Origin of the sequence: Yoonia rosea, from assembly GCF_900156505.1 — a bacterium.
GTDB classification, from domain to species: Bacteria; Pseudomonadota; Alphaproteobacteria; order Rhodobacterales; family Rhodobacteraceae; genus Yoonia; species Yoonia rosea.
Genome location: NZ_FTPR01000001.1, coordinates 620,984 through 645,483 on the forward strand (window position 1 = coordinate 620,984; position 24,500 = coordinate 645,483).

Here is a 24,500-nt window from a genome sequence, read left to right on the forward strand (position 1 = left end):
CGACACGCCGGTTTTGTAAGATCAGACCGCGGCGGCCGCCTGATTGTGTTTCCGGGCCATAAAACTCTTGGCCGTTTCCACCGCAACCGCTGCATCACGGCAATAGGCATCAGCACCAATTGCCTTGCCGAACTCTTCGTTCAGTGGCGCGCCACCAACAAGCACGACGTAATCCTCGCGCATGCCTTTTTCGACCAGCGTATCAATCACGACCTTCATATAGGGCATCGTGGTGGTCAGCAGGGCGGACATGCCAAGGATATCGGGCTTTTCGTTCTCCAAAGCGTCAAGATAGGATTCAACAGCATTGTTGATCCCCAGATCGACAACCTCGAAACCCGCACCTTCCATCATCATGGACACAAGGTTCTTGCCGATATCATGGATGTCGCCCTTGACGGTTCCGATCACCATCTTGCCCACACGCGGCGCGCCAGTTTCGGCAAGCAGAGGTTTAAGGATAAACATCCCGCCCTTCATCGCATTGGCCGCCAGCAGCACCTCAGGCACAAACAGAATACCATCGCGGAAGTCGTTGCCGACAATGGTCATGCCGCCCACGAGCGCCTCGGTCAGTACGCGGTAAGGCTCCCAACCACGTTCGATAAGGATATTCACCCCTTCCTCGATCTCTTCCTTCATTCCATCGTAAAGGTCATCGAACATCTGGGCGACGAGATCTTCGTCATTCAGTTCGGACAGGATGATGTCATCTTCTTCGTCGGACATGGCCAAGCCTTTGTATGAGTTTACACCGCAGTATTGCGCCGGATTGGGTAATTCTAGCGGTTGTTTTCCGACATGTCCAAGAACATGACCGACCTTGTGTTGCTGATGTTCGTGAATTGTTCTAATAAAGATTATGGAAGAAATGCCAGTTCAGAATTCCCATCTCACACCGGGGCGTGCGGCACGGTCAAATCCGGACAACCGGTTCGATCGACTGCACGCCGAAGCGGTTGACGACGGCTGGACGCCTGAGCAGGACTTGCCGGTTTTGCGTACGGAAATCACCGATGAGGTGGCGCGCACGGTGATCACGCGCAACACGTCGCCTGATTTGTCCTTCGACCGTTCGATCAACCCCTACCGCGGCTGTGAGCATGGCTGCATCTATTGCTTTGCACGCCCCAGCCACGCCTTTCTGGGCCTGTCGCCGGGCTTGGATTTTGAAACGAGACTGATCGCGCGCCCTAATGCGGCTGCGCAATTGCACAAAGAGCTTTCAAACCCGCGCTATACACCGAAAACCATTGCAATCGGGACCAACACAGACCCCTATCAACCGGTCGAAAAATCACGTGAAATCATGCGTGAGGTGTTGCAGGTGCTGGACGCGTTCAACCATCCTGTTGCGATTGTCACGAAAGGCACGCTGATCACACGCGATTGCGATATTCTGGCGCGCATGGCCGCCAAGGGGCTTGTCAGGGTTGGCATTTCGATCACGACGCTTGATCCCAGAACATCGCGCGCAATGGAACCCCGCGTGCCTGCACCGGCGGCCAGATTGCGCATCATCCGCCAATTGACCGACGCAGGCATTCCCGTGCGCGTGATGGTGTCGCCGGTAATCCCCGCGCTGACCGATCACGAACTTGAGGCGATCCTGAAAGCCGCCAAAGATGCAGGTGCCGTTGCGGCATCCTCTATCGTCCTGCGCCTGCCACGCGAAGTGGCCACTTTGTTTCGTGATTGGGTAGCCACCCATTATCCGGATCGTGCCGCGCGCATTATGGGCCGCGTGCGCGAATTGCACGGCGGCAAAGACTATGACCCTGAATTTGGCAAACGTATGGTCGGGCAGGGCCCGTGGGCCAATATGATGCAGCAACGTTTCAAGCTCGCCACCCGCAAACTGCACCTTGACCGCAGCCTGGCGCCCTTGCGGACAGATCTCTTCGCACGTCCCCCACAAAGCGGCGACCAGCTTTCGCTTTTCTGACGCAAGACCTGTTATTACTGGCCTGTAAATATCCCGGGGGAGGCCGCCGCAGGTGGCCGGGGGCAGCGCCCCTAGCTGCGCCGCCGCCGTCCGCGCCGTGGCGATGCTTCCGGACCGGCCCCGTCTGTACCATCGGATTCCGAAGAAAACCCGCCCAAGGCCGCGGTGATATCTTCCAGTGTTGGCAGATCACCCTTTGGTCGCGTCTCTAGCGCGGCGCGCATCGCGCGCAGGTGTTCTGGTGTCGTGCCACAACAGCCGCCAATAATTGTGGCGCCACAGTCGCGGGCAAGGACGGCATAATCGGCCATCAATTCAGGCGTGCCATCATAGTGGATATGTCCCTCGTGATATTTGGGAATCCCCGCATTGCCCTTTGCGATCACGGGCAGGGTCGGGTGGGCAGCAGTAAACCCCAGCACGGTCCGCAACAGGTCTGATGCGCCAACACCGCAGTTCGCGCCAAAGGCCAGCGGTTGGTGCGCAAGCTTGCCGACCTTCTTGACCATATCAGCCGATGTCAGACCCATCATTGTGCGCCCGGCGGTGTCGAAACTCATCGTGCCGCACCAGGGCATACCGGCCAGCGCAAAGGCCTCGGCCGCGGCGGCGTATTCTTCGGGGGCGCTGATCGTCTCGACCCAGAGCACATCCGCGCCGCCTTCTTTCAGACCCTCGGCCTGCTCGTGGAACATCTCGACTGCGATTTCATGGGTCAGGCTGCCCATCGGGGCCATAATCTCACCCGTGGGGCCGACCGAGCCTGCAACAACGATGGTACGGCCCGATGCATCTGCGACCTCGCGGCCCAGTTCGGCGGCCACTTTGTTCAGTTCACGCACGCGGCCCTCGGCACCATGCAGTTTCAGACGTGATGCATTGCCCCCGAAGCTGTTGGTCAGAAAAATATCGCTGCCCGCATCCGCCGCACCTTTGTACAGGGCTGTGATCTTGGCCGGCTCATCAATATTCCACATCTCGGGTGCATCGCCCGACATCAGACCCATGTTGAACAGATTTGTCCCTGTCGCCCCGTCGGCCATCAGCCAGTCGTTGGTTTCAAGAAGCTTTGAGAGGGCATTGGTCATAGGGGGCTCCGGCTGTCGCGAGTGGATTGTTGTGCGGTGTCATGTCTCTGCATCAGATGCAAATTCAAAGCATGCATGGTCTTTATGCAAGAAATGATAAAACCGCGCCGATCAGTGGCGCGGTTGGGCTGTCTGCTCTGGTCGCAACCTGCGTTAGACGTCTTTCATTAACTGCGCTTTGGCCTCGGCCAGACATTCGACCATCTTGGTGCGGATCGTCGCCTCATCGGCCTTGTCGCCCAGATCGCCGGACACCTTGCGATAAACATCCTCGTGCCCTGCCTCCTCGAAGTCGGACTTGACGACCTCTTTGGCATATTCAGCGGCCTCATCGCCAGTTTTTCCGAGCAATTCCGCTGCCCAAAGACCAAGCAATTTATTCCCGCGCGCCTCGGCTTTGAATTGCATTTCGGCATCATGGGCGAACTTGTTTTCAAACGCATTCTCGCGATCATCGAAGGTTGTCATGGATTTGGCCTCTTGATTTGGAAGATGTTGCTTATGATATGCCTCTCACGGTGCTTGCCCGCAAGGGGGGCTTGCACTATGACGCGCAGATGATGCGGTCCATGCCGGGCCGGAATGGGGCAAGGGGTCAGCATGTCACGTCGTAAAAAGATTTATGAAGGCAAGGCAAAGGTTCTTTATGAAGGCCCCGAGCCAGGTACCTTTGTCCAGTATTTCAAGGATGACGCCACCGCCTTCAACGCCGAGAAGAAGGCCGTGATCGAAGGGAAGGGCGTGTTGAACAACCGCCTGTCCGAGTATTTCATGACCGGATTGGGCCAGATCGGGATCCCTACGCATTTCATCAAACGCCTCAATATGCGCGAGCAGTTGATCCGTCAGGCCGAGATTATCCCGCTTGAGGTGATCGTGCGCAACTTTGCTGCAGGGTCGATGGCCAAGCGTATGGGCATGGAAGAGGGCACGCCGCTGCCCCGCCCGATTGTCGAGTTTTCCTACAAAGACGATAAGCTGGGTGACCCGCTGGTGCCCGAGGAATACATCATCGCATTCGGCTGGGCGTCGCAGCAGGAAATGGACGATATCGTCAGCCTTGCGTTGCGCGTGAACGACTGGATGTCGGGCGTGATGTATGGCGTCGGCATCAAGCTGATTGATTTCAAGATCGAGATCGGCCGTGTCTGGGACAATGAATTCCAGCGCCTTATTCTGGCAGACGAGATCAGCCCCGACAGCTGCCGCCTGTGGGATATCGAAACAGGCCAGAAACTCGACAAGGACGTCTTCCGCCGCGATTTGGGAAGTCTGACCGACGCCTATACCGAAGTTGCAAAGCGTCTGGGTGTCATGCCGTCGAACGTCACCCACACGCCCAGTAAACCCACATTGATCAACTAATCTTGCGACCCTAGCGAACAAAGGACCTGCCTATGAAAGCCCGCGTACATGTCATGCTCAAAAACGGTGTGCTGGACCCACAAGGCGAGGCAGTCCGCCACGCGCTTGGAACCCTTGGCTTTGACGGGGTCAACGGTGTGCGCCAGGGTAAGGTGATCGAGCTTGATCTGGCTGATGGCACATCAGAGGACACGATCAACGAGATGTGCGAAAAGCTTCTCGCGAATACCGTGATCGAAAGCTACAGCGTCGAGGTCGTGTGATGCGCGCTGCGGTTATTGTTTTCCCCGGATCGAACTGTGATCGCGATATGGCGGTTGCACTCAAGGCGGCTGGTGCGGATGTCAGCATGGTCTGGCACAAGGACGCGAGTTTGCCTGACAATGTTGATCTTGTCGCTGTCCCCGGCGGATTTTCATTTGGTGACTACCTGCGTTGCGGTGCGATTGCGGCGCAATCGCCGATCTGTAAGGCCGTTGTCGCCCATGCCGACCGTGGTGGATATGTGCTGGGCGTCTGCAACGGCTTTCAGGTTTTGACGGAAACTGGGCTCTTGCCAGGTGCGCTGATGCGCAACGCGAATCTGAAGTTCATCTGCAAAACCGTTGATTTGAAAGTGGAAACCTCGAATTCTGCGTTCACCGAGGGGTACAACGCCGGTGACAGTGTGGGCTTTCCTGTGGCGCACCATGATGGCAATTATACGGTCGATGCAGAGGGGCTGGCCGCACTTGTCGCCGAGGATCGCATCGCATTCACCTATGCAGACAATCCGAACGGCTCGATCAACAATATCGCAGGCGTTTTGTCTGCGAACCGCCGTGTGCTTGGCATGATGCCACACCCCGAACGCGCAGTGGATGCGGGCCACGGCGGCACCGACGGGCAGGCGCTTTTCCGCGGGTTGGTGGGGCAATTTGCCCAAGCGTGATCTGCTCGCTTGCCGCGTTGCGACCGCGGCTATAAACTCGTTATATGTTGCGTATGACTGATCTCGGCAGCGGCCGACGCCGCGGCAAATGGTACTTGCGGCTGGCGGTGCTGGTCGTGTGCCTGTTTGGCGTGATCGTCATCTATGTCTCGAACCAGCTGCTGACACAGCGTTTTACCGAAACCATCAGCAACCGCTCTGATGTGCGGTTGGCACTTTATGTGACCAACCTGATGAACGAGTTGCAGCGCAATTCCGTGGTGCCGCAGTTGTTGTCGCGTGATCCGGATCTGATCAAAGCTCTGGAGGACAAGGATTACTCGCTCTCGACGGCGCGGCTTTTGTCTTTCGTGGATGAAATTGGCGCCGCGTCGCTCACGCTTTTGGATCGCGACGGGCGCGCGGTGGCGGCGACAGACCGCAACAGGATCGGAACAGACCACCGGCAGAACCCCTATTTTGTGGATGCGCAACGCAGCAACCAGACCGTCTACACCACCTATCAACGCCCTGAGGGTGGCTTTGCCTATGTCTACTCGCGGCGTGTCGAGGTGGCGGGGACGCTTTTGGGTGTCATTATGGTCGAGGTGAACGGCCAGCGGCTTGAAACCGGTTGGGCAGGGGTGTCGGACGCGGTGCTGGTGATGGACAGCGCCGGAACGATCATCATGGCCACCGAACCGCGCTGGCGTGGCTTGAATGAAGAAGAGGCTTTGGCGCGCCAGTCCGCGCCCTCTGCGATCGAGCGCGCCATACGGGCGACCCAAGGCTGGGGCGCACTGCCTGCGGATGCCTATTTGCGCGGCGAGGCGGTGTTGCGGCGCGAAATGCGGGTGCCGCATCAGGGTTGGCGGATGGTCAGCTACACGACCTATGCCTCGGTGCGTGAGCGTGTGAACGGGATTCTCGCGCTTGAGGTCATGGGATTCGCGATCCTTCTGGCGCTCTTGTTCTGGGGCAGTTCACGGCGCACGGCGTCACGTCTGGTCTTTTTCCAGCGCGAGTCAGCAGAGCTTCGCGCACTGAACCGCCGCTTGCAGCGGGAAATTGCCGAGCGCGAGAAGGTCGAAAAGACCTTGCAAGTGGCCGAACAGACCATCGCGCAGTCGTCGAAACTGGCGGCTTTGGGCGAGATGTCGGCGGCGGTGAGCCATGAGTTGAACCAGCCTTTGGCAGCGATGAAAACCTATCTCGCAGGTGCCCGGCTGTTGTTGCAGCGCGAGCGCCCACAAGAGGCGTTGTCATCGTTCCAGCGCATCGATGATCTGCTGGAACGGATGGGGGCGATTACGCGTCAGTTGAAGTCTTACGCCCGCAAGGGGGCAGAGGCGTTTGAGCCCGTAGATACAAGGGCTGCGGTGTCCACGGCGCTCTCTTTGATGGAGCCGCAATTGAAGACGCGGGCGGTCAATATCATCCGCACTTTGCCCAACGAACCGGTTATGATTCTGGGGGATCGTCTGCGGCTGGAACAGGTGATTATCAATCTGCTGCGTAACGCATTGGATGCCACCAAACTGTCCGCCAATCCGACCATCGAAATCCTGCTTGCGGCCGGTGATACGGTCAGCCTGCAAATCCGTGACAACGGGGCGGGGATCGACAATCTCGACGAATTATTCGAGCCTTTTTACACCACTAAACAACCTGGTGATGGGGTGGGTCTTGGGCTTGCCATCTCTTCCGGGATCGTCAACGACTTGGGCGGGCGCCTGACTGCACGCAACGCAGTTGATGGCGGGGCTATATTCGAGGTGCAACTGCCGACGTTAAGGCAGGATGTTGCCGCGGCAGAGTAAGGAAAAAAACCATGAGTAAAGTCATGAAGATTGCGATTGTTGATGACGAGAAAGATATGCGGCAGTCGATTTCACAGTGGTTGGCACTGTCTGGTTTTGACACCGAAACATTCGCGTCCGCGGAAGAGGCGCTGCGCGGTCTGGGCAGTGATTATCCAGGTATCGTTGTCAGCGACATCAAGATGCCAGGGATGGACGGCATGCAGTTTCTCAAAAAAATCAAAGGCGTCGATAGCGCGTTACCTGTGATCATGATCACAGGCCACGGTGACGTGCCCATGGCGGTTGAGGCGATGCGGGTTGGCGCATTCGATTTTCTTGAAAAGCCGTTCAACCCCGACCGGATGACCGAACTGGCGAAAAAGGCCACCACCGCCCGCCGTTTGACCCTTGATAACCGTGCGTTGCGCCGTGAGCTGTCGGATGGCTCTGCGCTGATCAAGAAATTGATCGGTCAGTCGGCCCCGATGGAGCGGCTGAAAGAGGATATTCTCGATCTGGGGCAGGCGGACGGACATGTTCTCGTCGAGGGTGAGACGGGGACTGGCAAAACGCTTGTCGCGCATGCGCTGCATGCGGTTGGGGCGCGGGCCAATAAGAAGTTCGTTCTGCTCAGCTGTTCTGCTCATAATGAAGAGACATTGGGCCGGATCATCTTTGGCCCTGCCAATGATGATGAACCGATCCCGGCGATGGAAGAAGCGCGCGGTGGCACGCTGGTGCTGGAAGACATCGAGGCGCTGAGCCATTCGTTGCAGGCGCGTTTGCTGACGGCAATCAACAATCAGGGCACGCCTGCCGAAACCCGCATCGTTGCGATCTGTAACCTGCAAGAACAGGACCAGACCTGCGAAAGCGTGCTGCGGCCTGACCTCTTTTACCGGCTTGCCGCATTGCGCATCACAGTGCCGCCCCTGCGCCAGCGCGGAGAGGATATCCTGACGCTCTTTACCCGTCTGGGCGAACAATTCGCCGATGAATACGGCTGCGACGCGCCAGAGGTCAGCGCTCAGGAGGCAGCACAGCTTTTGCAGGCCCCGTGGCCAGGCAATGTGCGCCAGCTGATCAATGTGGCCGAGCGCGCAGTACTCCAGAACCGCCGCGGCTCGGGCTCGATTGCGTCGCTTTTGATGGCGGACACGGATGAGGCAAAGCCCGCAATGACCACGGAAGGCAAACCGCTCAAGGAATTTGTCGAGGCGTTCGAGCGCATGCTGATCGACAACACCATGCGACGGCACCGCGGGTCGATCGTGGCGGTGATGGACGAGCTTTGCCTGCCGCGCCGGACATTGAACGAGAAGATGGCGAAGTACGGACTACAGCGGTCTGATTATCTCTAGGCCAAGCTGCGATAAATCCACGATGATTTTCGGCACCCTGCACAGAGGTACTTGTGTTGGGTGCCGTTCCTCCTTTATGTATTGGGTACGGATGCTCGCGCGACAGTTGCGCGGTGACAGCCGATAGAGATTCTCTGTCATTGTTTTTTGACCACACATCAAAACAAGACAGCTGATTTGATCCCCCGGGGTCAGGAGAACGCCACGGATCGTGCGACACCGCCGATTGGGCCATGAACGGGCTGCGCTTTTGCGGGGTCGGAGAAGAAACGCGATGCAAAGCGCGCACAACATGAGGCACGATGCAGCCGCCCCAAGGGGCGCTGGCACAGCCCGCGCGCAGATCGCCTTAATTAGACATGTAACACGGAGTTCGGCACCCCCAGGGGCGCCACCGCGGTTATGTGCGAACGGAAAAAATGCCAAAGAAAATGCTAATAGATGCCACGCACGCGGAAGAAACCCGCGTTGTAGTGGTCGACGGAAACAAAGTCGAAGAATTTGATTTCGAAAGCCAGTTCAAGCGCCAGCTTGCCGGCAATATATACCTCGCAAAGGTAACACGGGTAGAACCATCGCTGCAGGCCGCGTTTGTAGACTATGGCGGTAATCGTCATGGTTTTCTTGCGTTCTCGGAAATCCATCCTGATTACTACCAGATCCCGATTGCGGATCGCGAAGCGCTGATCGCCGAGGAAAAAGCCTATGCCGAGAGCCTGAAAGCCGAAGCAGAGGCCGAGGAAGAAAAGCCAAAACCAACGCGCCGCCGCCGCAGCAGATCGGCCGCCGCTAAAGCAGCCAGCGATGACGCGGTCATCACATCCGAAGTTGAAACCGACGAGGAAGAGACCTCGGGCGATATCGCGGGCATGGAAACCATTGATCTGGGCGACAGCGAAGAGGGCAGCTCTCCGATGGAGCTGGTCGGTGAGACGCCTGTCGATACGCCTGCCGCTGACGAAGACCTTGATGATGACGAGGATACCGACCGCGCAGACTCAGAGAACACAGACGACACGATTGAGAGCGTCGCCGAAGAAGACGACACGGACGAAGTGCGCCCTGTGCGCAAGCCGCGTCCGAAGCGCTATAAAATCCAAGAAGTGATCAAGGTGCGCCAGATCCTTTTGATCCAGGTCGTGAAAGAAGAGCGCGGCAATAAAGGTGCGGCGCTGACAACCTATCTGTCACTGGCCGGTCGCTACTGTGTCTTGATGCCCAACACCGCGCGCGGTGGCGGTATCAGCCGCAAGATCACCAATGCTGCCGACCGCAAGAAGCTGAAAGAAATCGCCAATGACATGACCGTGCCGGAAGGCGCCGGTCTGATCATCCGGACCGCCGGTTCGCAACGCACCAAGGCCGAGATCAAGCGTGATTATGAATACCTGCAACGGATGTGGGAACAAATCCGTGAACTCACGCTGAAATCAACAGCCCCGGCAAAGATCTACGAAGAGGGCGATCTGATCAAACGGTCGATCCGCGATCTGTATTCCAAAGAGATTGACGAAGTGATCGTTGCGGGCGAGGCGGGGTACCGCACGGCCAAGGACTTCATGAAAATGATCATGCCGTCCCACGCCAAAAACGTGAAATACTATGCCGAGCAGATGCCGCTTTATGCGCGTTATCAGGTTGAGGGCTACCTCAATGGCATGTTCAACCCGACGGTCCAACTGCCGTCTGGCGGCTATATCGTGATTGGGATTACCGAGGCGCTGGTGGCCATCGACGTCAACTCTGGTCGCGCGACCAAAGAAGGCTCGATTGAACAGACCGCGCTCAAGACCAACCTTGAAGCCGCCGATGAGGTTGCGCGCCAGTTGCGCCTGCGTGACTTGGCCGGTCTGATCGTGATCGACTTCATCGACATGGATGAACGTCGCAACAACGCCGCCGTTGAAAAGCGGTTCAAGGACAAGCTCAAGACCGACCGCGCGCGCATTCAGGTGGGCCGGATTTCGGGCTTTGGCCTGATGGAAATGTCCCGCCAGCGCCTGCGCCCCGGTATGCTTGAGGCGACCACACAGATGTGTAGCCATTGCCACGGCACCGGCTTGCTCCGCTCTGACGATAACGTCGCACTTTCAATCCTGCGCGCCTTGGAAGAAGAGGGCGTGCGCGGAAGGTCCAAAGAGGTGCTGATCAAGGCGCCGATTTCGATTGCGAACTTCCTGATGAACGGCAAGCGCGAACATATCGCGGATATCGAAGCGCGCTATGGCATGTCTGTCCGCATCGAATGTGATCCAACGCTCGTATCGCCTGACTTTGCGATCGAGAAGTTCAAGACAGCCACACGTGTGGTTCCCGATGCAGCGCCGGTTGTCGCCTCTGCGGTCATGATGGATGACGATGATGATGTCGTCGCCGATGAAAATATCATCATCGACAGCGATGAGGACGCGGACAGCAATACGCAAGGTGGTGCAGGTCATGCCTCTGGGGGCGATGGTGAAGACAAGCCCAAGCGCAAGCGCCGCAGGCGTCGGCGCCGTCGCGGTGGCAGCGGCAACAACGGTGAGAACCAGAATGGTGATCATCAGAACGGTGATGACGAGTCCTCCGATGACAATGCCGAGGCCGCACCGCAAGAGGCTCCTGCCGAAGCGCCGGCACCCGAGGACAAGCCCAAGCGCACGCGTAGCCGTAGCAAGAAGGCGGTAACACCTGAAACCGAGACCGCAGCGGAAGCCGCGCCGGTTGAGGAGACGGCTGCCGAAGCGCCTGCTGAGGAACAGCCTGCGCCGAAAAAGCGGACGCGTCGCAAGAAGGCGGATGTCGAAGCAGAAGCGCCTGCTGTTGCTGATGCCGCGTCAGAGGACGCTGCTCCTGCAGAAGTGACAAAGCCCAAGAGCCGCAGCCGCGCCAAGCCGAAGCCAAAAGAAGAGACGGCACCTGTCGCAGAAGCTTCCGCTGCTGAACCTGCGGCTGAACCCGCGCCGGCGCCGGAACCTGTACCGGAAGCCAAGCCGGAACCTGTTCCTGCGACCGCTACGACGGAAGAGGCGAAGCCGGAGAAGGCAAAGCCCAAGCGCAAGGGATGGTGGTCGCTGGGCGGCTGATGTCCGGCTGTGTCGTGATCGCGGGAGACTTCGGTTTTCCGGGTGCGGCACTTGCACTGCGAAACGCGAAAAGCAAATTTGGCGCTGCCCGCTGGGTGGCGCCTTTTTTGCGCCATGAACCAACGGGTCGCACTGGCCCGCAAACCGCTGTCCGGTCCCGCTTGGCACGATGCTGGGGCCTATGTCAGTGATCGCGCAAACCACTGTGTGCGCGGCAGGGCATGCCGCTGCGGCTTTGACTGAAGCGAAACCTGACCTGCGCATGATCGCCAGTGTCGGGACGTGGCCTAGGCGCTTGGATACGGCTTTGCCGTTGTCCCCAATCAGGCCTTCTTGATGAAATAAAGCTGTCCGTCCGCCGTGTCTTCCGTTGCAATCAACGCATGGCCCGCTTCGGCGCAAAAATGCGGCACATCAACAATCGCGGCCGGATCATCGGCCAGGACGCGCAGCACCTGTCCAGAGCCCAGGGCCTGCAGGCGTTTGCGCGCTTTCAGCACAGGGAGCGGGCAGAGCAGCCCTTTGGCATCAAGATCAGCATCATAGGTCATAGCGAGGAGGTAGGCGCGATGTTTCAATTTGTCCACCAACTTGTGACAACTTGGACCGTGACCTCGTGCAAAAGCTCGCTTAAGCAGGGGCAAAGGAAATGAAATGCTCGACACTGCTCTGATTTTTGACGCCGCATTGCTACCTGCGATGTTGATCGCCATGCTGGCGGGCATTCTGTCGTTCCTCAGCCCCTGTGTGCTACCCGTTGTGCCGCCCTATCTTGCCTATATGGGCGGTGTATCTGTCAGCGAAATGGAAGAGACACGCGCAGCGCGCAAGCGCGTCTTTCTCTCGGCTGTTTTCTTTGTGCTGGGACTGTCAACGATCTTCCTGCTTTTGGGCCTCGCGTTTTCGACAATGGGCCGGATGCTTTTGCAGGTGCAGGATTGGTTTGTCATCGTCGCAGGTGCGATGATCATGGTCCTTGGCGCGCATTTCATCGGGGTGTTTCGGATCGGGTTTCTGGACCGGGAATTGCGCGTTGATGCGGGTGACAAGGGCGGATCGGCTTTCGGCGCCTATCTCTTGGGCCTTGCCTTTGCTTTTGGCTGGACACCCTGCCTTGGGCCGATCCTTGGCGCAATCCTCAGCCTTGCCGCCTCTGAGGCGGATGTCGCACGCGGGACTGTCTTACTGGCGGTCTATGCTTTCGGGCTGGGCATTCCTTTCTTGCTTGTTGCGGCGTTCTTTCCGCGCCTCAAAGGGGTTATGGGCTGGATGAAGCGCCATATGGACCGGATCGAAAAGATCTCGGGCCTGTTGTTGTGGACCGTGGGCCTGATGATGATGACCGGTCAATTCGCGGCCTTCAGCTATTGGCTGCTTGAGCGGTTCCCGGCACTGGCTTTGATTGGCTAGGCTCTTATCCTTTTCCAAAGAACCCGCTAACCTGTCCCGCACAAGCAAAGAGGGGCAGCGATGAGCGCACAGACAGGACAGGTCAGGTTACGGCGGGTCTTCCATATTCCCGGCTACGATCCGTTTCCTCCCCGCCGCTACCGTGAGCTCTACCGCACCGAGGGCGCGGCACAGGCCAAAATCAGCGGCTATGAGATCGGGATCAAGGCAGAGACCTCGGACGCGTCTTTCCGCTGGACCGTGGGCGCACGGATCGCAGGTCAGCCTGTCATGTCGCAAATCGATATTCTGGTCTGGTCCGACATCGTGCGGGACAGCATGGCGCACGCGATTCCGGCAACCTATCTGCAACTGGTGCAAACCGCTTGGACCTATATCAGCACCGGCACGTTGCGCCGTCTGATGTGGATGCGCAAAGGGCCGGTGATTGCGGCGCTTTATCCGGTGGTGATGTTGCTGACACAACTGGCCTTGGCGATCGGGGTCGGGTCATGGCTTGGCGGGCTTGTGGAAACAGGCGGGCAGGGTGCTTTGGCCTGGCTCGGATTAACCGAAGGCGGCGTGTTCACAGGCCTCGCGTGGGGGCTCTGGGCCTTGGGTTGGCTCGTGACGGTCGTGGTCGCGGTGGCGATCCTGCGCTGGTTCAAGGCCCGAGATAACAAGCTTTTTGCCTATTACCTCATGCATGACTACGCCTATTCGGCACAATTGCGGGGGCAGACGCCGCCCGCATTGGCAGCGCGCATGCGCGAATTCCAGACGCTTATCGCGGCCGCCTTGAAAGAGGACGTGGATGAAGTGCTTGTCGTCGGGCATTCATCGGGGGCACATCTGGCGGTGTCGATCCTTGCCGAAATGCTGCGCGCGGGGCAGGTGCCCGAGAACGGCCCGGCCTTGGCGTTTTTGTCGCTGGGGCAGGTAGTGCCGATGGTGTCGTTCCTGCCGCGCGCACGTGAACTGCGGCGCGATCTGGCGGATTTGTCCGCCAGTGACGCGATCACTTGGGTTGATGTGTCGGCCCCCGGTGACGGATGCTGTTTTGCCTTGTGCGATCCGGTGGCGGTGTCGGGCGTTGCCCCTGAGAACAAGCGCTGGCCCCTGGTGATATCGGCGGCCTTCACCCAAAGCCTGACGCCTGCACGGTGGAAAGCGCTGCGGTGGCGGTTCTTTCGGCTGCATTTTCAGTATCTTTGCGCCTTTGACCAGCCTAAGGATTACGACTATTTCCAGATTACGGCGGGTCCGTTGACGCTTGCTGCGCGCTATGCTGGGCGCAAACCCTCCGGATCGCGCATTGATATCCCTGTGTCCAAATACACGTCGCAGGTGCCCTGATGCAGCTGCCGCCCAAACCTGCCTCGCGGCCTGAGAAAGTGTCGCTGTGGCGGTACATGCGCCTGTTCCGCAAGGATATTCTGTCGGCACAGCCGGCCAAGCTTTACCGCGCATGGATGGCCGAATTCCGCACGCCGTTCTTTCGCAGCTATCTGGTGAATGATCCGGAGCTGGTGAAAGAGGTGCTGGTGCGCAATCCTGATGCCTTTCCCAAATCCGACCGTATCGGTGCGGGGCTGCGCCCTTTGTTGGGTGACAGTGTCTTTCTGACGAATGGGGACACGTGGAAACGCCAACGTCGCATTATCGATCCTGCGTTCGAGGGGGGGCGGTTGCGCGATACCTATCCGGGCATATGTGATGCTGCCGATGCAGGTGTGGCGCGGCTCGCAGGCCTGCCGCCGGATGAGCCGCAAGAGATCGAGGCGATCACCAGTCATATTGCCGCCGATGTGATCTTTCGTACGCTGTTTTCGATCCCGATCGAGGACGAGACCGCACAAGAGGTCTTTCATGCGTTTCGCGCCTATCAACGCACGCAGCCGATCCTGAACCTTGCGGCCTTTGTGCGTGGCCCCGCTTGGATGCCGCGGTTTTTCCGCTCTGAAACGCGGCGTCATGCACGACACATTCGCGCGTTGATTACAAAGCTGACCCAGGATCGGCTGGACCTGATTGCCGCAGGCAAGGCGCCGGATGATCTGGCGACAAAGATCCTGACGACCAAGGACCCCGTGACGGGCGATGTGTTTTCACGAGACGAGATGATTGATCAGGTCGCAATCTTCTTTCTGGCAGGGCATGAAACCAGCGCGGCAGTACTGGCTTGGGCGCTCTATCTTTTGGCGCTCTATCCTGAATGGCAAGACAGGCTGCGTGCTGAGGCGGACGGTTTTGACGGTGCGTTCGCCCACCTGTCAAAACTGAAAGATACCCGTGATGTGTTCCGCGAGACCCTGCGCCTTTACCCGGCGGTGCCCATGATGGTGCGCGAAGCATCAGAGACACAGGAATTTCGGGGCCGCACAATCAAGCGCGGGGCGCAGATTGTCCTGTCACCTTGGCATCTGCACCGGCACACGCGGCTTTGGGATCATCCGGATGCCTTTGATCCCGCACGATGGGACACCGAGAACGGCAAGGCCTGCGCGCGTGATGCCTACATGCCGTTTTCGGCAGGACCGCGGATTTGTTCGGGGGCGGGGTTTGCCCTGATCGAAGGGGTCGTGGTTTTGGCGCGGTTGCTAAAGGCCTATGAATTTTCAGCGGTCGACGGACGCAGTCCTGTCCCCGTGGCCCATCTGACAGTGCGTTCGACAGCAGGCATCTGGCTGCGAATCAGGGCGCGGTAGGATGGCATTGTTTCGCTATCGCTGACAAATTGGGCAGGTTCGGCTGCTTTGTTAGTAATTTGCGCAGAGATTATGACATAATGATTGAAAGGTTAATGCTGCGATAACTCTCTTAATATAATAATAACAATGCCTTAGGTTCTGTTGTCGAAATATGGCACTTGAACGGACATTTGCCCTGTTGTCTACATTGTGCCATTCTCAGTTTAACAGAGTATGTATCTTTAAAGAGGGGGCTCGATCTCATGACAATTTCGCTGCCAGGTTCGTCAAGAAAAGGTCTTACTGGCCTGTTTAAGCGTAACGATGATACCGCTGCAAAGCGCCCGACTGCGAAAAAGCAGCTTGATGGTTCACAGCTTGCCAAGCTGTTTGACAAGCAAGCCCGCACGGCAAAGCCGGTCAAGCCTGCAAAGCTGAGCGAGGGCGAGCTGGATGCAAGTGCACAACTTTCCAGCCTGCGTGGCGCGCTGTATTCTTCCAAGTCCTAAACCCGTTTGAGCGCACGCTCGAGCACGAAAATCCGTATCGCTGAAGCAAGCCCGAGATCACCTCGGGCTTCGTCTATTTTAGCGGCCAGTCCGTTGATGGTATCGCCGTCTTCATCCGCATATCGGCGGAACGCATCCCAAAAGATATCTTCAAGCGACACGCTTGTGCGGTGCCCACGCAAGGTCAAAGACCGCTTCACGGGGCGCCGATGATCCATCACTCGTCTTCGAACTTCAGTTGCGAGAGCCTGTCGCTGGCCTGTTTCGCGCGGGTCGCATCCAATACCTTTTCGGCCTTCGTGCGACCAAAGCGTACGGCGTTTTCGTCCGCTTTGGCCTTGGCCTCGGCACGCGTTTTCGCCTTGCGCACCTGATTGAGGTTCACAGGCTTCATTTTGGCCCGATCATGTCCTCTGGGCGCACGACCTTTTCAAAGGTCGCCTCATCCACAAAGCCCAGCTTGATCGCTTCCTCTTTGAGCGTCGTGCCGTTCTTATGCGCTGTCTTGGCGACCGTCGTGGCGTTGTCATAGCCGATAGTAGGGGCCAAAGCCGTGACCAGCATCAGCGATTCCCGCATCAGTTTTTCGATCCGTGTGCGATCAGCCCGAATGCCGACAACGCAGTTATCGGTGAATGTGACCGATGCGTCACCCAAAAGCTGCATAGATTGCAACACGTTATAGGCCATCATTGGCTTCATCACGTTCAGCTCAAAGTGCCCCTGCGAGCCGGCAAAACCGACGGCGGCGTCATTGCCCATGACATGGGCGCAAACCTGCGTCAGCGCTTCAACCTGTGTGGGGTTCACCTTGCCCGGCATGATGGATGAGCCGGGTTCATTCTCGGGCAACATCAACTCGCCCAGACCACAGCGCGGGCCAGAGCCCAGCATGCGGATATCTGCAGCGATCTTGTAAAGGCTGACGGCGACGGTCTTCAGCGCACCCGACATTTCGACAAGCGCGTCATGTGCAGCCAGCGCTTCGAATTTGTTAGGCGCGGTGACGAAGGGCAGACCGGTGATCTCGGCCATATGTGCCGCCACGGTTTCGCCCCAGCCTTTGGGTGTGTTCAGGCCTGTTCCAACAGCTGTGCCACCTTGCGCCAGTTCATAGATCGCGGGCAGGGCGGCCTTGATCCGGCGGATCCCCATGGCGACTTGATGGGTGTAGCCCGAAAATTCCTGACCCAGTGTCAGTGGCGTGGCATCCATCGTATGTGTGCGGCCGATCTTGATGATATCATCAAATTCCGCCTGTTTTGCCGCCAGAGCCGCGTGGAGCTTCTCGAGCCCCGGCAGCAGCACGTCGCGGGCTGTCATCGCCACGGCGATATGCATTGCGGTGGGGAAGGTATCGTTGGACGACTGGCCCATGTTGCAGTGATCGTTGGGGTGCACAGGGTCTTTCGATCCGATCACACCGCCCAGCATTTCAATCGCGCGGTTTGACACCACCTCATTGGCGTTCATGTTCGATTGCGTGCCCGATCCCGTCTGCCAGACCACCAGAGGAAAGTGATCATCGAGCTTGCCTGCCACCACTTCGGCGGCGGCCGCGATAATCGCATCGGCCAGTGCGGGGTCCAGTTTGCCACGCTCCTTGTTGGCCATGGCACAGGCCTGTTTGATCACACCTAAACCGCGCACGATGGCAACCGGCTGCTTCTCCCAGCCGATGGGGAAGTTCATGATCGAGCGCTGCGTTTGTGCGCCCCAATAGCGGTCGCTGGGAACCTCCAGCGGGCCAAAACTGTCGGTTTCTGTACGTGTATTGGTCATGATGTTCCCCTTAGGCTTCTCGCATCTGACCTATAGGCAGCAGGGGGCGTTTGCGCAATATCGCATCACTGCCAAGGGCGGGTGATTACTTGCGAAATTGATCAAGGCTGACGACTTCGGCCTCTTTGGGCGCTTTGTCTTCTTCTGGTTCGACCATTTCGTCCATCGGGGCCTCTGCCACTTCTTCGGTGGTGTCATCTTCGTTCTGCGTCTCGAACCGCAGGCCGAATTCGACGGACGGGTCCACGAAGGTCTTGATCGCATCATAAGGGATGTAAAGAGTCTCGGGGTTATCCCCGAAGTTCAGCGTGATCGTAAAGCCCTCATCGGTGACGTCCAGATTGTCAAACCAGTGCTGGATCACCACGGTCATTTCGCCAGGATACCGGTCGGACAGCCAATCGGCGATTTCCACGTCAGGGTGCATCGTGTCAAAGGTGATGAAGAAATGGTGCTCACCCGGGAGCCCCTTTTTCTGCACATCCGTCAGGACCTCTTGGATCAACCCACGCATCGCGCGGTGCATCAGATTTCCATAGTCGATGGTGGTCGTCACGGCTGTGCTCTCCTTGCGGTCTTGGCGCTAGCATAGGGGATTCGAAGCGGGTTGAAAGGGGGGGCGTCAGATCGTACCGCCGATAGCTGCCGCAGCAAGGCTGAGCGCCGCCGAAATGAGCAAGACAAGCGGCAGCGGCCAATGGCGCCACAGCAAAAGTAGCCCTGTGATCGCGGCAAGGCCAAGCGCCAGCGGTTGCAGAGTGTTGAGAGCAGGCCAGATGAACTGCAAAGGGCCAAGAATGACCGTATCAACCTGACCGAAGAACACATGCAGGGCGAACCAGAGCGACAGATTGGCGATGACGCCGACAACCGCCGCCGTGATCGCGGCCAAAGCGCCGCGCAACCGTGGCCGCCCGTCCAGCCAGTCGATCAGCGGCGCGCCTGCGAAGATCCAGATAAAGCAGGGCACAAAGGTGACCCAAAGCGTCAACGCGCCTGCCAGCAACGCCATCGCTGCGCCGCCTTCGGCCATGCCTGCGATCATCCCCACAAATTGGGTGACGAGGATCAGCGGCCCCGGCGTTGTTTCTGCCAGTCCCAAAGCATCCATCATCTGAGCGGTGCTGAGCCAGCCAAAAGACACCACGACCTCTTGGGTCATATAGGCAAGCACGGCATAGGCCCCGCCGAAGGTGACCACCGCAAGGGTCGAAAAGAAGGTGCCGACATCCAAAAGAAACGTGTTGCCCGAGAGGGCGATCAGGCCAAAAGGTGCCGCCCAGATCAAACCGCCGATGAGCAAGACCGATAGGCTGGTGCGTAAGCTGCCGGAACGGATGGTCGGTGTTGTGACGGCACCAGTCTGGCCCAACGCGCCGATCAATGCGGCAAGGGCGATGACCAAGGGAAAGGGGAGGGCAAAGAAGAACAGTGCGACAAAGGCCGCAACGGCAAGAAAGAGATGCGCCCGCTTAATCAGCGCCCGCCGCGCAATCTTTAACAGCGCTTCGATAACGATGATCACAACGGTCGCCTTGACGCCAAGAAACAGCGCCTGCACAACGGGCTGGTTCCCGTAAGCGCCATAGGCCAAGGCTAGCACCATGATCACCAGCGCGCCCGGCAACACAAAAAGCCCGCCCCCGATCAGCCCGCCGATCATGCCCTGCCGCTTCCATCCGGCATAGGTGGCCAGTTGCATCGCCTCAGGCCCCGGCAACAACATGCAGAACGACAGCGCGCGCAGGAATTGCTCCTCGCTCAGCCAGTCACGCTTCTCGACAAGCTCTTTGTGCATCAGGGCGATCTGGGCTGCGGGCCCACCAAAGGACATCAGGCCGATGCGCCCGAAGACAGCGATCAGTTCATGCGTCATTGTGCGCGTCCGGCGGGCCAATCATGGCCTTCATCCTGCCCATCACGTGCCCACCTGTAAAATGCGTCGTAAAGCAACATCCCTGCTTCCAACTGTGCGATATCATCACGAAACATACGTGACAGTCCGACAGATACAGCCAAAAGACCTGCGGCTTGCGGGGCAAGCGCGTGCTGGTCGGTATCCGCAGCGCGCACGACCGTCGCAAGTGTATCAAGGGCAGGGTGGCTGAGCCCGAAACGGTCAATCATCATATCAAAAGTGCAAAGATCGCCATGATGGCTCCATTCACCGTCCTCGATATCAAACGGCGTGGCATGGAAGCGTTCGGCGACGCCTTGGACGGCGGAAGGGGGCACGAACAAGAATTCCGCCTGCGGATCAACGAAACGGCGGATCAGCCAAGGGCAGGCGATGCGGTCGATCTTGGGGCGGTGGCGTGTCACCCAAAGCCGGCCGAGGATGGCACTGGCTGGCACGGCAGGCAGTTTGGCGTCACGCCACGCGACCTTTCCGCCGGTCACGATCTGCGCGCTGAGGCCACGCGCCCGCAGATGTGCGGCCACCCCTTGCGACAGTTTCAGACCTTGATGGCAGGCGATGACCGTGTCCTTGCCATCCAGACGCGCGATCAGCCCGTCGACATCGGCGTGGGGATGCCGAAAAGACGTCGGGATCAAACGCGGGTCTTCTGCAAAATCATCGTCGATGCAGACATCGACAATGGCAGGGCATTGCGGGGTGCCGATCAAGCGCATCAGCTTGGCGGGGGTAATTTCATTGAAAGCAGCCATGGTGCATCCCTTCTGAAGCTGTCAGTGGATGCGATGCTTTGGCCGGGGCCTTACGGGGTGGTCGCAAACCCCATAACCGAACTGTGCGTGATCGGCAGATGCGGGTCAACCCTATCCGAAGATGCGGCTGATCTCGCGCAGGATCTTGGCGCGGATCGTTGCGGGGTATTCGCGGTGGGTGCGTGCGGTCATGACAAATCCGTTGCGGGTAATCACGGCACCGCGAAAAAAGTTCGTGATCGCGAGACCCATCGATTCAATCGCAATGGCGTTGATGGTCACACCGGCACGCTCGGCCGCGGTGCGCGCGGCACGCACATCCGAGCCACCGTTCGGTGTGCCATCCCCCGAAATATCAATGACTTTGCGGGCGCAATTCGGCACCTGATCAAAAAGCCGCAGGGAAAAGAAAATCGCCTCGGCAGGGGCGGTATCGGACAGGACAAAGGCGCGCTCCATCACGCGTGTCTTCTGGGCGAAACTCTCGACATCCAAGGCGGTCCGCATCTGGGTCCAGGGGATTGACACGGCCTGCCGGTCAACACCGGACCATTGCACGACCGTGAGAAAATTTTCTCCGGCCACCATCGTTTCCACAATCTCGGGGTCCCGCAGGGCTTCGGCCAGTCCGTCGGTTTGCAGTCGGTATTCGGCGCTGTCGATCGAATTTGAGACATCCATCGTCAGGATCAGTGCCGTCTCGCAGGCCTGTGCAGTGACGGGCAGGGTAGAGATAAGGGACGCAAAAACAAACCGGATCATAGGGGGATCGTGCGCAGAGCCACTGGCCAATGCAAGTGACAAGATCGCAAAACGACGACAAAAAGCGGGGAAGGTGCAGGTTTCTGTTGCCAGGTACCTGCGGACCCCGCCTATGGTCGCAAAACCATAGGGCTTAAGGTTTCGATATTACGCACAGCTTACGCTGCGAGTGCCATCGGTGCTTTGTTGTCATTTGCAACTAGCTTTGTTGTACCGATAACGGTGGTAACTCACCGGGACAAAGCAAAACCCCTTTAGACGTTCGTCGATCCTATTTCGTCCCCATTGCTGCCAAATGAGCAGGTTTTGGTGGAGACGCCGGGTACCGCCCCCGGGTCCGATCCGCTTATTACGAGCGCGTTTATGTCCATAGTCCCGAAGGACACTTTACAGATAGGGAACTGGAGAGGGCGGCGCAAGGGGGCGTGGGAAAAGGTACGAAGGGTGGTGATGGGAAATAGGTTTGTTTGCGACTTTCACAACATAAACGGTATATTGTGACAACGGGCGGGCAAAGTCTGCTTTGGGCGGACAAAGTCGCCGTTCGCTGCATGCGCACCAATGTCTGCTCAAAAAGAGTTCTATTTCAAAAAGAACATGCGACATCGTCGGTGCATTTAGGCCAATCACTGTTGGCTTACGCTCGCCCAGATTGCATTTGCGTAGTCCAACATGGTTGTTGCCTGAGATTTCATTTCAGTGGGCTCAAATCTATCAAGAAAGATAGTCGCACTCACTTTAGCAGCAACGCTAAACTTGAGACGGCAATAACGACTAAAGTGAGGGTTGCTCAATATGCTCTCATCGCGGCGCGTATTGCATTCAATTTCAATTGGAGCACCAAGATAATCCATGCCGAGGTTTTCTTCCCCAGCATTTAGCCAGTTATTATCCTGAAACCGCTGCAAATTGCCTTCAATCATAGGCGAGAAAACAACCCTATGCCTTGGCTTTCCCTGGCACCAAACGCTTTCAGAAAACGCGGCCCTTGTTTCACACCACGCCTGAAGTTTGGACTGTCGCAAACATGCGTTCAGTGGTGCGGTGGGGCCGTCGCATGTACGATGCACCGGGATCAACTCAATTTCCATTAAGACAACTTCCTCCGCCCCAAACCCTGCAAGGTCTTGAAGCGTGTCTCCACTGCGCAAGAATTTCGTGTAGCAGCGCTGATAGCTTTCGCACGTATGAATGGTCTCCAACTGTGGACTTGCAGGAAAACGAACCCTTTGATCGCCGATTTGTCCAACAATATCGCCCGCTTGGAAGGCAGCCAAGTCATCCTGGCGCTGCTCTTCATGCGTATTTTGGCTCCACCAAAAGAGCAGAATTGCGAAAGAGGGGCCAATCACTGAGATTGCTCCCATCGCAAAGGCAGAAATCGTCCGGTTTTTACTGGCAAGATCATTAGCTATTGTTGAGACGGCAAGGCCAATCCCAAACGCTAAAGCTGGAAAAAGGATAAACAGCGGTATGGCGGCAAAAATGAGGCCACCCATTTGAATGCCGCTGATCAATACAAAAAATGCTACTGCAGCAAGCAAAGAGGCAGTGGTTACTCGAAAACCAACTCTCTTGGATTTCGCGGAATTATCGCCGCGTCGTGTTACCCCGAAAATCCATGCCAGAAGAAAAATTATATAGTACAAGTAATACAATGGAATGGCTCCAACGTTCGGTCAGACATCGCCAAGCTCCGCCTGAAATTTGCGTGCAAGATGGCACTTGCTCTGGTGTGTTTCAACAAAAGTGCGGAGCTCAGAAGATTTCAAAGGAGCCGTCCTCCATGCGCCGCGCAGCATCCGGCACGTTGGGCTCAAAGCTGTCATCCGCTGCACCTGCGCACATCAATCATGCTTGCATCCAAAAACAAGCAGGCCCGGGTCAATGGAATGTGTCCCGCCCAAACCTCCCGTTGATCGAACCACCTTACCGTGCCAACTTTGTCTTATGTGCAACCTCTATTCCCTGACCTCGACCCAGTCCGCGATTGCCGATCTGGTCAACTTGTGGCGCGATGAGACGGGCAATTTACCCCCGCTGACAGGCATTTACCCAGACTATCCCGCACCCGTGATCACGCAGACGCCCGCAGGCCGTGTGATGCAGATGATGCGCTGGGGGATGCCGTCGCCTGCGTTCGTCTTGAAGGGAAAGAAAACCGACAAAGGTGTCACCAATGTGCGCAACACGGCCTCACCGCATTGGCGGCGCTGGCTGGGTCCGGCGCACCGCTGTGTGGTGCCATTCACCAGCTTTTCGGAATACCAGACCGTGAAGGGCGAAAAGCCCAAGACCGTCTGGTTTGCCCCCACAGGCCCGCAGAAGACGCTGTTTTTCGCGGGCATCTGGACGGAATGGACTTCGGTCCGGACGTTGAAGGAGGGCGAGACGACAAATCACCTCTTCGCCTTTCTCACGGTGGAACCAAATGCTGTTGTCGCGCCCATCCACCCCAAAGCCATGCCTGTGATCCTGCGCAGCCCCGAGGCCATTGCCCACTGGCTGGACGCCCCCGTGGAGGCCGCGCTGAAACTGCAACGGCCATTCGCAGATGACGGGTTGGAGGTTGTGGAGGAGGCGGTTTAGAGGGGAGGTGAGGGCGGGACGAGGACTTTCGCTGCGGCGCCGCCTGACATCTGACAGGAACGTGAAGCCGACGTTCGCGAGTATCTTTGTCTGGATGCATCGTTGGCGCAGTTACCGCATGCTGGAGGACACCACGTTTCCGACACTTTGTTTCTTTGCGGTTTTACCGGTCTGTTCGTACCCTCTTCGAAAAACCACCTTGATGTTCGGGTTCAGATCGCGCGCGCCTCTGATTAACAGAGGGGTCACTTCTTTGAGGTCGGCCACAAATATTGTCAGTGCCGCAACTTCTGTTTTCCCCGAGGCCACCTGCACCAACTGGCTTTCCCCTTTCAGCCATCCATCGGCATTTTCTTTGGTGACGTCCATCCAGCCTGCGTAGCCCACGATCACATCGCCCTTGAGTGCGAAGAGATGGTTCTGCGTCTCGAGCTGAACTCTGATTGCTGCGGCCAACGAACCCGCTGTATGATCGGCAAATGGTTTGCGCTTTGACAGATAGTTGAAGATTAGCCCCAAACTGGCATGGGACGGCTTTAACGTTGTTATTCTGATTTCATCGCCCAATGG

25 protein-coding genes and 1 other RNA gene are annotated in these 24,500 nt (G+C 57.8%); 12 read left to right on the forward strand and 14 right to left on the reverse strand.

The features are described 5' to 3' along the window. Window positions 1-21: 21 nt before the first annotated feature. The gene (locus tag B0B09_RS02955) at window positions 22-729 is read right to left on the reverse strand and encodes a cobalamin B12-binding domain-containing protein (RefSeq protein ID WP_055292664.1); all 708 of its coding nucleotides are present in this window, start codon (window positions 727-729) and stop codon (window positions 22-24) included. A gap of 142 nt (window positions 730-871) precedes the next feature. On the opposite strand from B0B09_RS02955, the gene B0B09_RS02960 reads away from it, so the two are divergent. Continuing rightward, window positions 872-1,945: a PA0069 family radical SAM protein gene (locus tag B0B09_RS02960; RefSeq protein WP_076659760.1), complete on the forward strand. Its 1,074-nt coding sequence runs from the start codon at window positions 872-874 to the stop codon at window positions 1,943-1,945. Between the two features lie 71 nt (window positions 1,946-2,016). On the opposite strand, the gene bmt is transcribed toward B0B09_RS02960, so the two are convergent. Both bmt and B0B09_RS02970 read right to left on the reverse strand, forming a co-directional pair. After that, entirely contained in the window at window positions 2,017-3,033 is a 1,017-nt protein-coding gene (gene bmt, locus B0B09_RS02965) for a betaine--homocysteine S-methyltransferase (protein WP_076658300.1), read from the reverse strand. A 153-nt stretch (window positions 3,034-3,186) separates the two neighbouring features. After that, window positions 3,187-3,501, reverse strand: coding sequence for a DUF1476 domain-containing protein (locus B0B09_RS02970; protein WP_076658301.1), 315 nt, complete (start codon window positions 3,499-3,501; stop codon window positions 3,187-3,189). A gap of 132 nt (window positions 3,502-3,633) precedes the next feature. Between B0B09_RS02970 and purC the strand changes: the two genes are divergently transcribed. The 6 genes from purC (at window position 3,634) to B0B09_RS03000 (ending at window position 11,539) form a co-directional block, all read left to right on the forward strand. Further along, entirely contained in the window at window positions 3,634-4,398 is a 765-nt protein-coding gene (gene purC / locus B0B09_RS02975; RefSeq protein WP_055292668.1) for a phosphoribosylaminoimidazolesuccinocarboxamide synthase, read from the forward strand. A 32-nt stretch (window positions 4,399-4,430) separates the two neighbouring features. After that, entirely contained in the window at window positions 4,431-4,661 is a 231-nt protein-coding gene (gene purS / locus B0B09_RS02980; protein WP_076658302.1) for a phosphoribosylformylglycinamidine synthase subunit PurS, read from the forward strand. After that, window positions 4,661-5,329, forward strand: a complete 669-nt coding sequence (gene purQ / locus B0B09_RS02985; protein WP_076658303.1) for a phosphoribosylformylglycinamidine synthase subunit PurQ — start codon at window positions 4,661-4,663, stop codon at window positions 5,327-5,329. Before purS ends, purQ begins: the two co-directional genes overlap by 1 nt. A 53-nt stretch (window positions 5,330-5,382) precedes the next feature. Further along, window positions 5,383-7,128 carry a sensor histidine kinase gene (locus B0B09_RS02990; RefSeq protein WP_076659761.1) on the forward strand — a complete coding sequence of 582 codons (1,746 nt, stop codon included), beginning with the start codon at window positions 5,383-5,385 and terminating at the stop codon, window positions 7,126-7,128. Window positions 7,129-7,139: 11 nt separating this feature from the next. Further along, entirely contained in the window at window positions 7,140-8,471 is a 1,332-nt protein-coding gene (locus B0B09_RS02995) for a sigma-54-dependent transcriptional regulator (protein ID WP_055292671.1), read from the forward strand. Window positions 8,472-8,890: 419 nt separating this feature from the next. Next, the gene (locus B0B09_RS03000; RefSeq protein WP_076658304.1) at window positions 8,891-11,539 is read left to right on the forward strand and encodes an Rne/Rng family ribonuclease; all 2,649 of its coding nucleotides are present in this window, start codon (window positions 8,891-8,893) and stop codon (window positions 11,537-11,539) included. A gap of 323 nt (window positions 11,540-11,862) precedes the next feature. On the opposite strand, the gene B0B09_RS03010 is transcribed toward B0B09_RS03000, so the two are convergent. Next, window positions 11,863-12,090 carry a sulfurtransferase TusA family protein gene (locus tag B0B09_RS03010; RefSeq protein WP_055685705.1) on the reverse strand — a complete coding sequence of 76 codons (228 nt, stop codon included), beginning with the start codon at window positions 12,088-12,090 and terminating at the stop codon, window positions 11,863-11,865. 103 nt (window positions 12,091-12,193) lie between these two features. On the opposite strand from B0B09_RS03010, the gene B0B09_RS03015 reads away from it, so the two are divergent. The 4 genes from B0B09_RS03015 (at window position 12,194) to B0B09_RS03030 (ending at window position 16,127) form a co-directional block, all read left to right on the forward strand. Beyond that, window positions 12,194-12,949 carry a cytochrome c biogenesis CcdA family protein gene (locus tag B0B09_RS03015; RefSeq protein ID WP_076658306.1) on the forward strand — a complete coding sequence of 252 codons (756 nt, stop codon included), beginning with the start codon at window positions 12,194-12,196 and terminating at the stop codon, window positions 12,947-12,949. Window positions 12,950-13,009: 60 nt separating this feature from the next. Next, window positions 13,010-14,284, forward strand: coding sequence for a hypothetical protein (locus B0B09_RS03020; protein WP_076658307.1), 1,275 nt, complete (start codon window positions 13,010-13,012; stop codon window positions 14,282-14,284). Next, entirely contained in the window at window positions 14,284-15,636 is a 1,353-nt protein-coding gene (locus tag B0B09_RS03025) for a cytochrome P450 (protein WP_076658308.1), read from the forward strand. Before B0B09_RS03020 ends, B0B09_RS03025 begins: the two co-directional genes overlap by 1 nt. 245 nt (window positions 15,637-15,881) lie before the next feature. Next, a complete protein-coding gene (locus B0B09_RS03030; protein ID WP_076658309.1) occupies window positions 15,882-16,127 on the forward strand; it encodes a hypothetical protein in 246 nt (81 codons plus the stop codon). Here B0B09_RS03030 and B0B09_RS03035 read toward each other — a convergent pair. From B0B09_RS03035 to B0B09_RS03075, 9 genes are all read right to left on the reverse strand, one after another. Then, window positions 16,124-16,345 carry a ribbon-helix-helix domain-containing protein gene (locus B0B09_RS03035; RefSeq protein ID WP_076658310.1) on the reverse strand — a complete coding sequence of 74 codons (222 nt, stop codon included), beginning with the start codon at window positions 16,343-16,345 and terminating at the stop codon, window positions 16,124-16,126. The genes B0B09_RS03030 and B0B09_RS03035 overlap by 4 nt on opposite strands. Next, entirely contained in the window at window positions 16,345-16,521 is a 177-nt protein-coding gene (locus tag B0B09_RS03040) for a DUF4169 family protein (RefSeq protein WP_076658311.1), read from the reverse strand. The genes B0B09_RS03035 and B0B09_RS03040 overlap by 1 nt, the downstream gene beginning before the upstream one ends. Continuing rightward, the gene (gene fumC / locus B0B09_RS03045; protein WP_076658312.1) at window positions 16,518-17,909 is read right to left on the reverse strand and encodes a class II fumarate hydratase; all 1,392 of its coding nucleotides are present in this window, start codon (window positions 17,907-17,909) and stop codon (window positions 16,518-16,520) included. The genes B0B09_RS03040 and fumC overlap by 4 nt, the downstream gene beginning before the upstream one ends. Before the next feature lie 85 nt (window positions 17,910-17,994). Further along, window positions 17,995-18,465, reverse strand: coding sequence for an SspB family protein (locus B0B09_RS03050; RefSeq protein WP_076658313.1), 471 nt, complete (start codon window positions 18,463-18,465; stop codon window positions 17,995-17,997). Between the two features lie 66 nt (window positions 18,466-18,531). Further along, window positions 18,532-19,785, reverse strand: a complete 1,254-nt coding sequence (chrA, locus tag B0B09_RS03055) for a chromate efflux transporter (protein WP_076658314.1) — start codon at window positions 19,783-19,785, stop codon at window positions 18,532-18,534. Then, complete coding sequence (locus B0B09_RS03060) at window positions 19,782-20,579, reverse strand: chromate resistance protein ChrB domain-containing protein (RefSeq protein WP_076658315.1); 798 nt, start codon at window positions 20,577-20,579, stop codon at window positions 19,782-19,784. Before B0B09_RS03060 ends, chrA begins: the two co-directional genes overlap by 4 nt. Before the next feature lie 111 nt (window positions 20,580-20,690). Beyond that, entirely contained in the window at window positions 20,691-21,341 is a 651-nt protein-coding gene (locus tag B0B09_RS03065) for a DUF1194 domain-containing protein (RefSeq protein ID WP_076658316.1), read from the reverse strand. A gap of 72 nt (window positions 21,342-21,413) precedes the next feature. After that, window positions 21,414-21,764, reverse strand: a transfer-messenger RNA (tmRNA) gene (gene ssrA, locus B0B09_RS03070). Between the two features lie 203 nt (window positions 21,765-21,967). Further along, entirely contained in the window at window positions 21,968-22,990 is a 1,023-nt protein-coding gene (locus B0B09_RS03075; protein ID WP_131824987.1) for a hypothetical protein, read from the reverse strand. 301 nt (window positions 22,991-23,291) lie between these two features. Here B0B09_RS03075 and B0B09_RS03080 point away from each other — a divergent pair, with 301 nt between their 5' ends. Continuing rightward, window positions 23,292-23,930, forward strand: a complete 639-nt coding sequence (locus B0B09_RS03080) for an SOS response-associated peptidase (RefSeq protein WP_076658318.1) — start codon at window positions 23,292-23,294, stop codon at window positions 23,928-23,930. Between the two features lie 111 nt (window positions 23,931-24,041). On the opposite strand, the gene B0B09_RS03085 is transcribed toward B0B09_RS03080, so the two are convergent. Continuing rightward, the gene (locus B0B09_RS03085) at window positions 24,042-24,497 is read right to left on the reverse strand and encodes a hypothetical protein (RefSeq protein ID WP_131824988.1); all 456 of its coding nucleotides are present in this window, start codon (window positions 24,495-24,497) and stop codon (window positions 24,042-24,044) included. Window positions 24,498-24,500 lie beyond the last annotated feature (3 nt).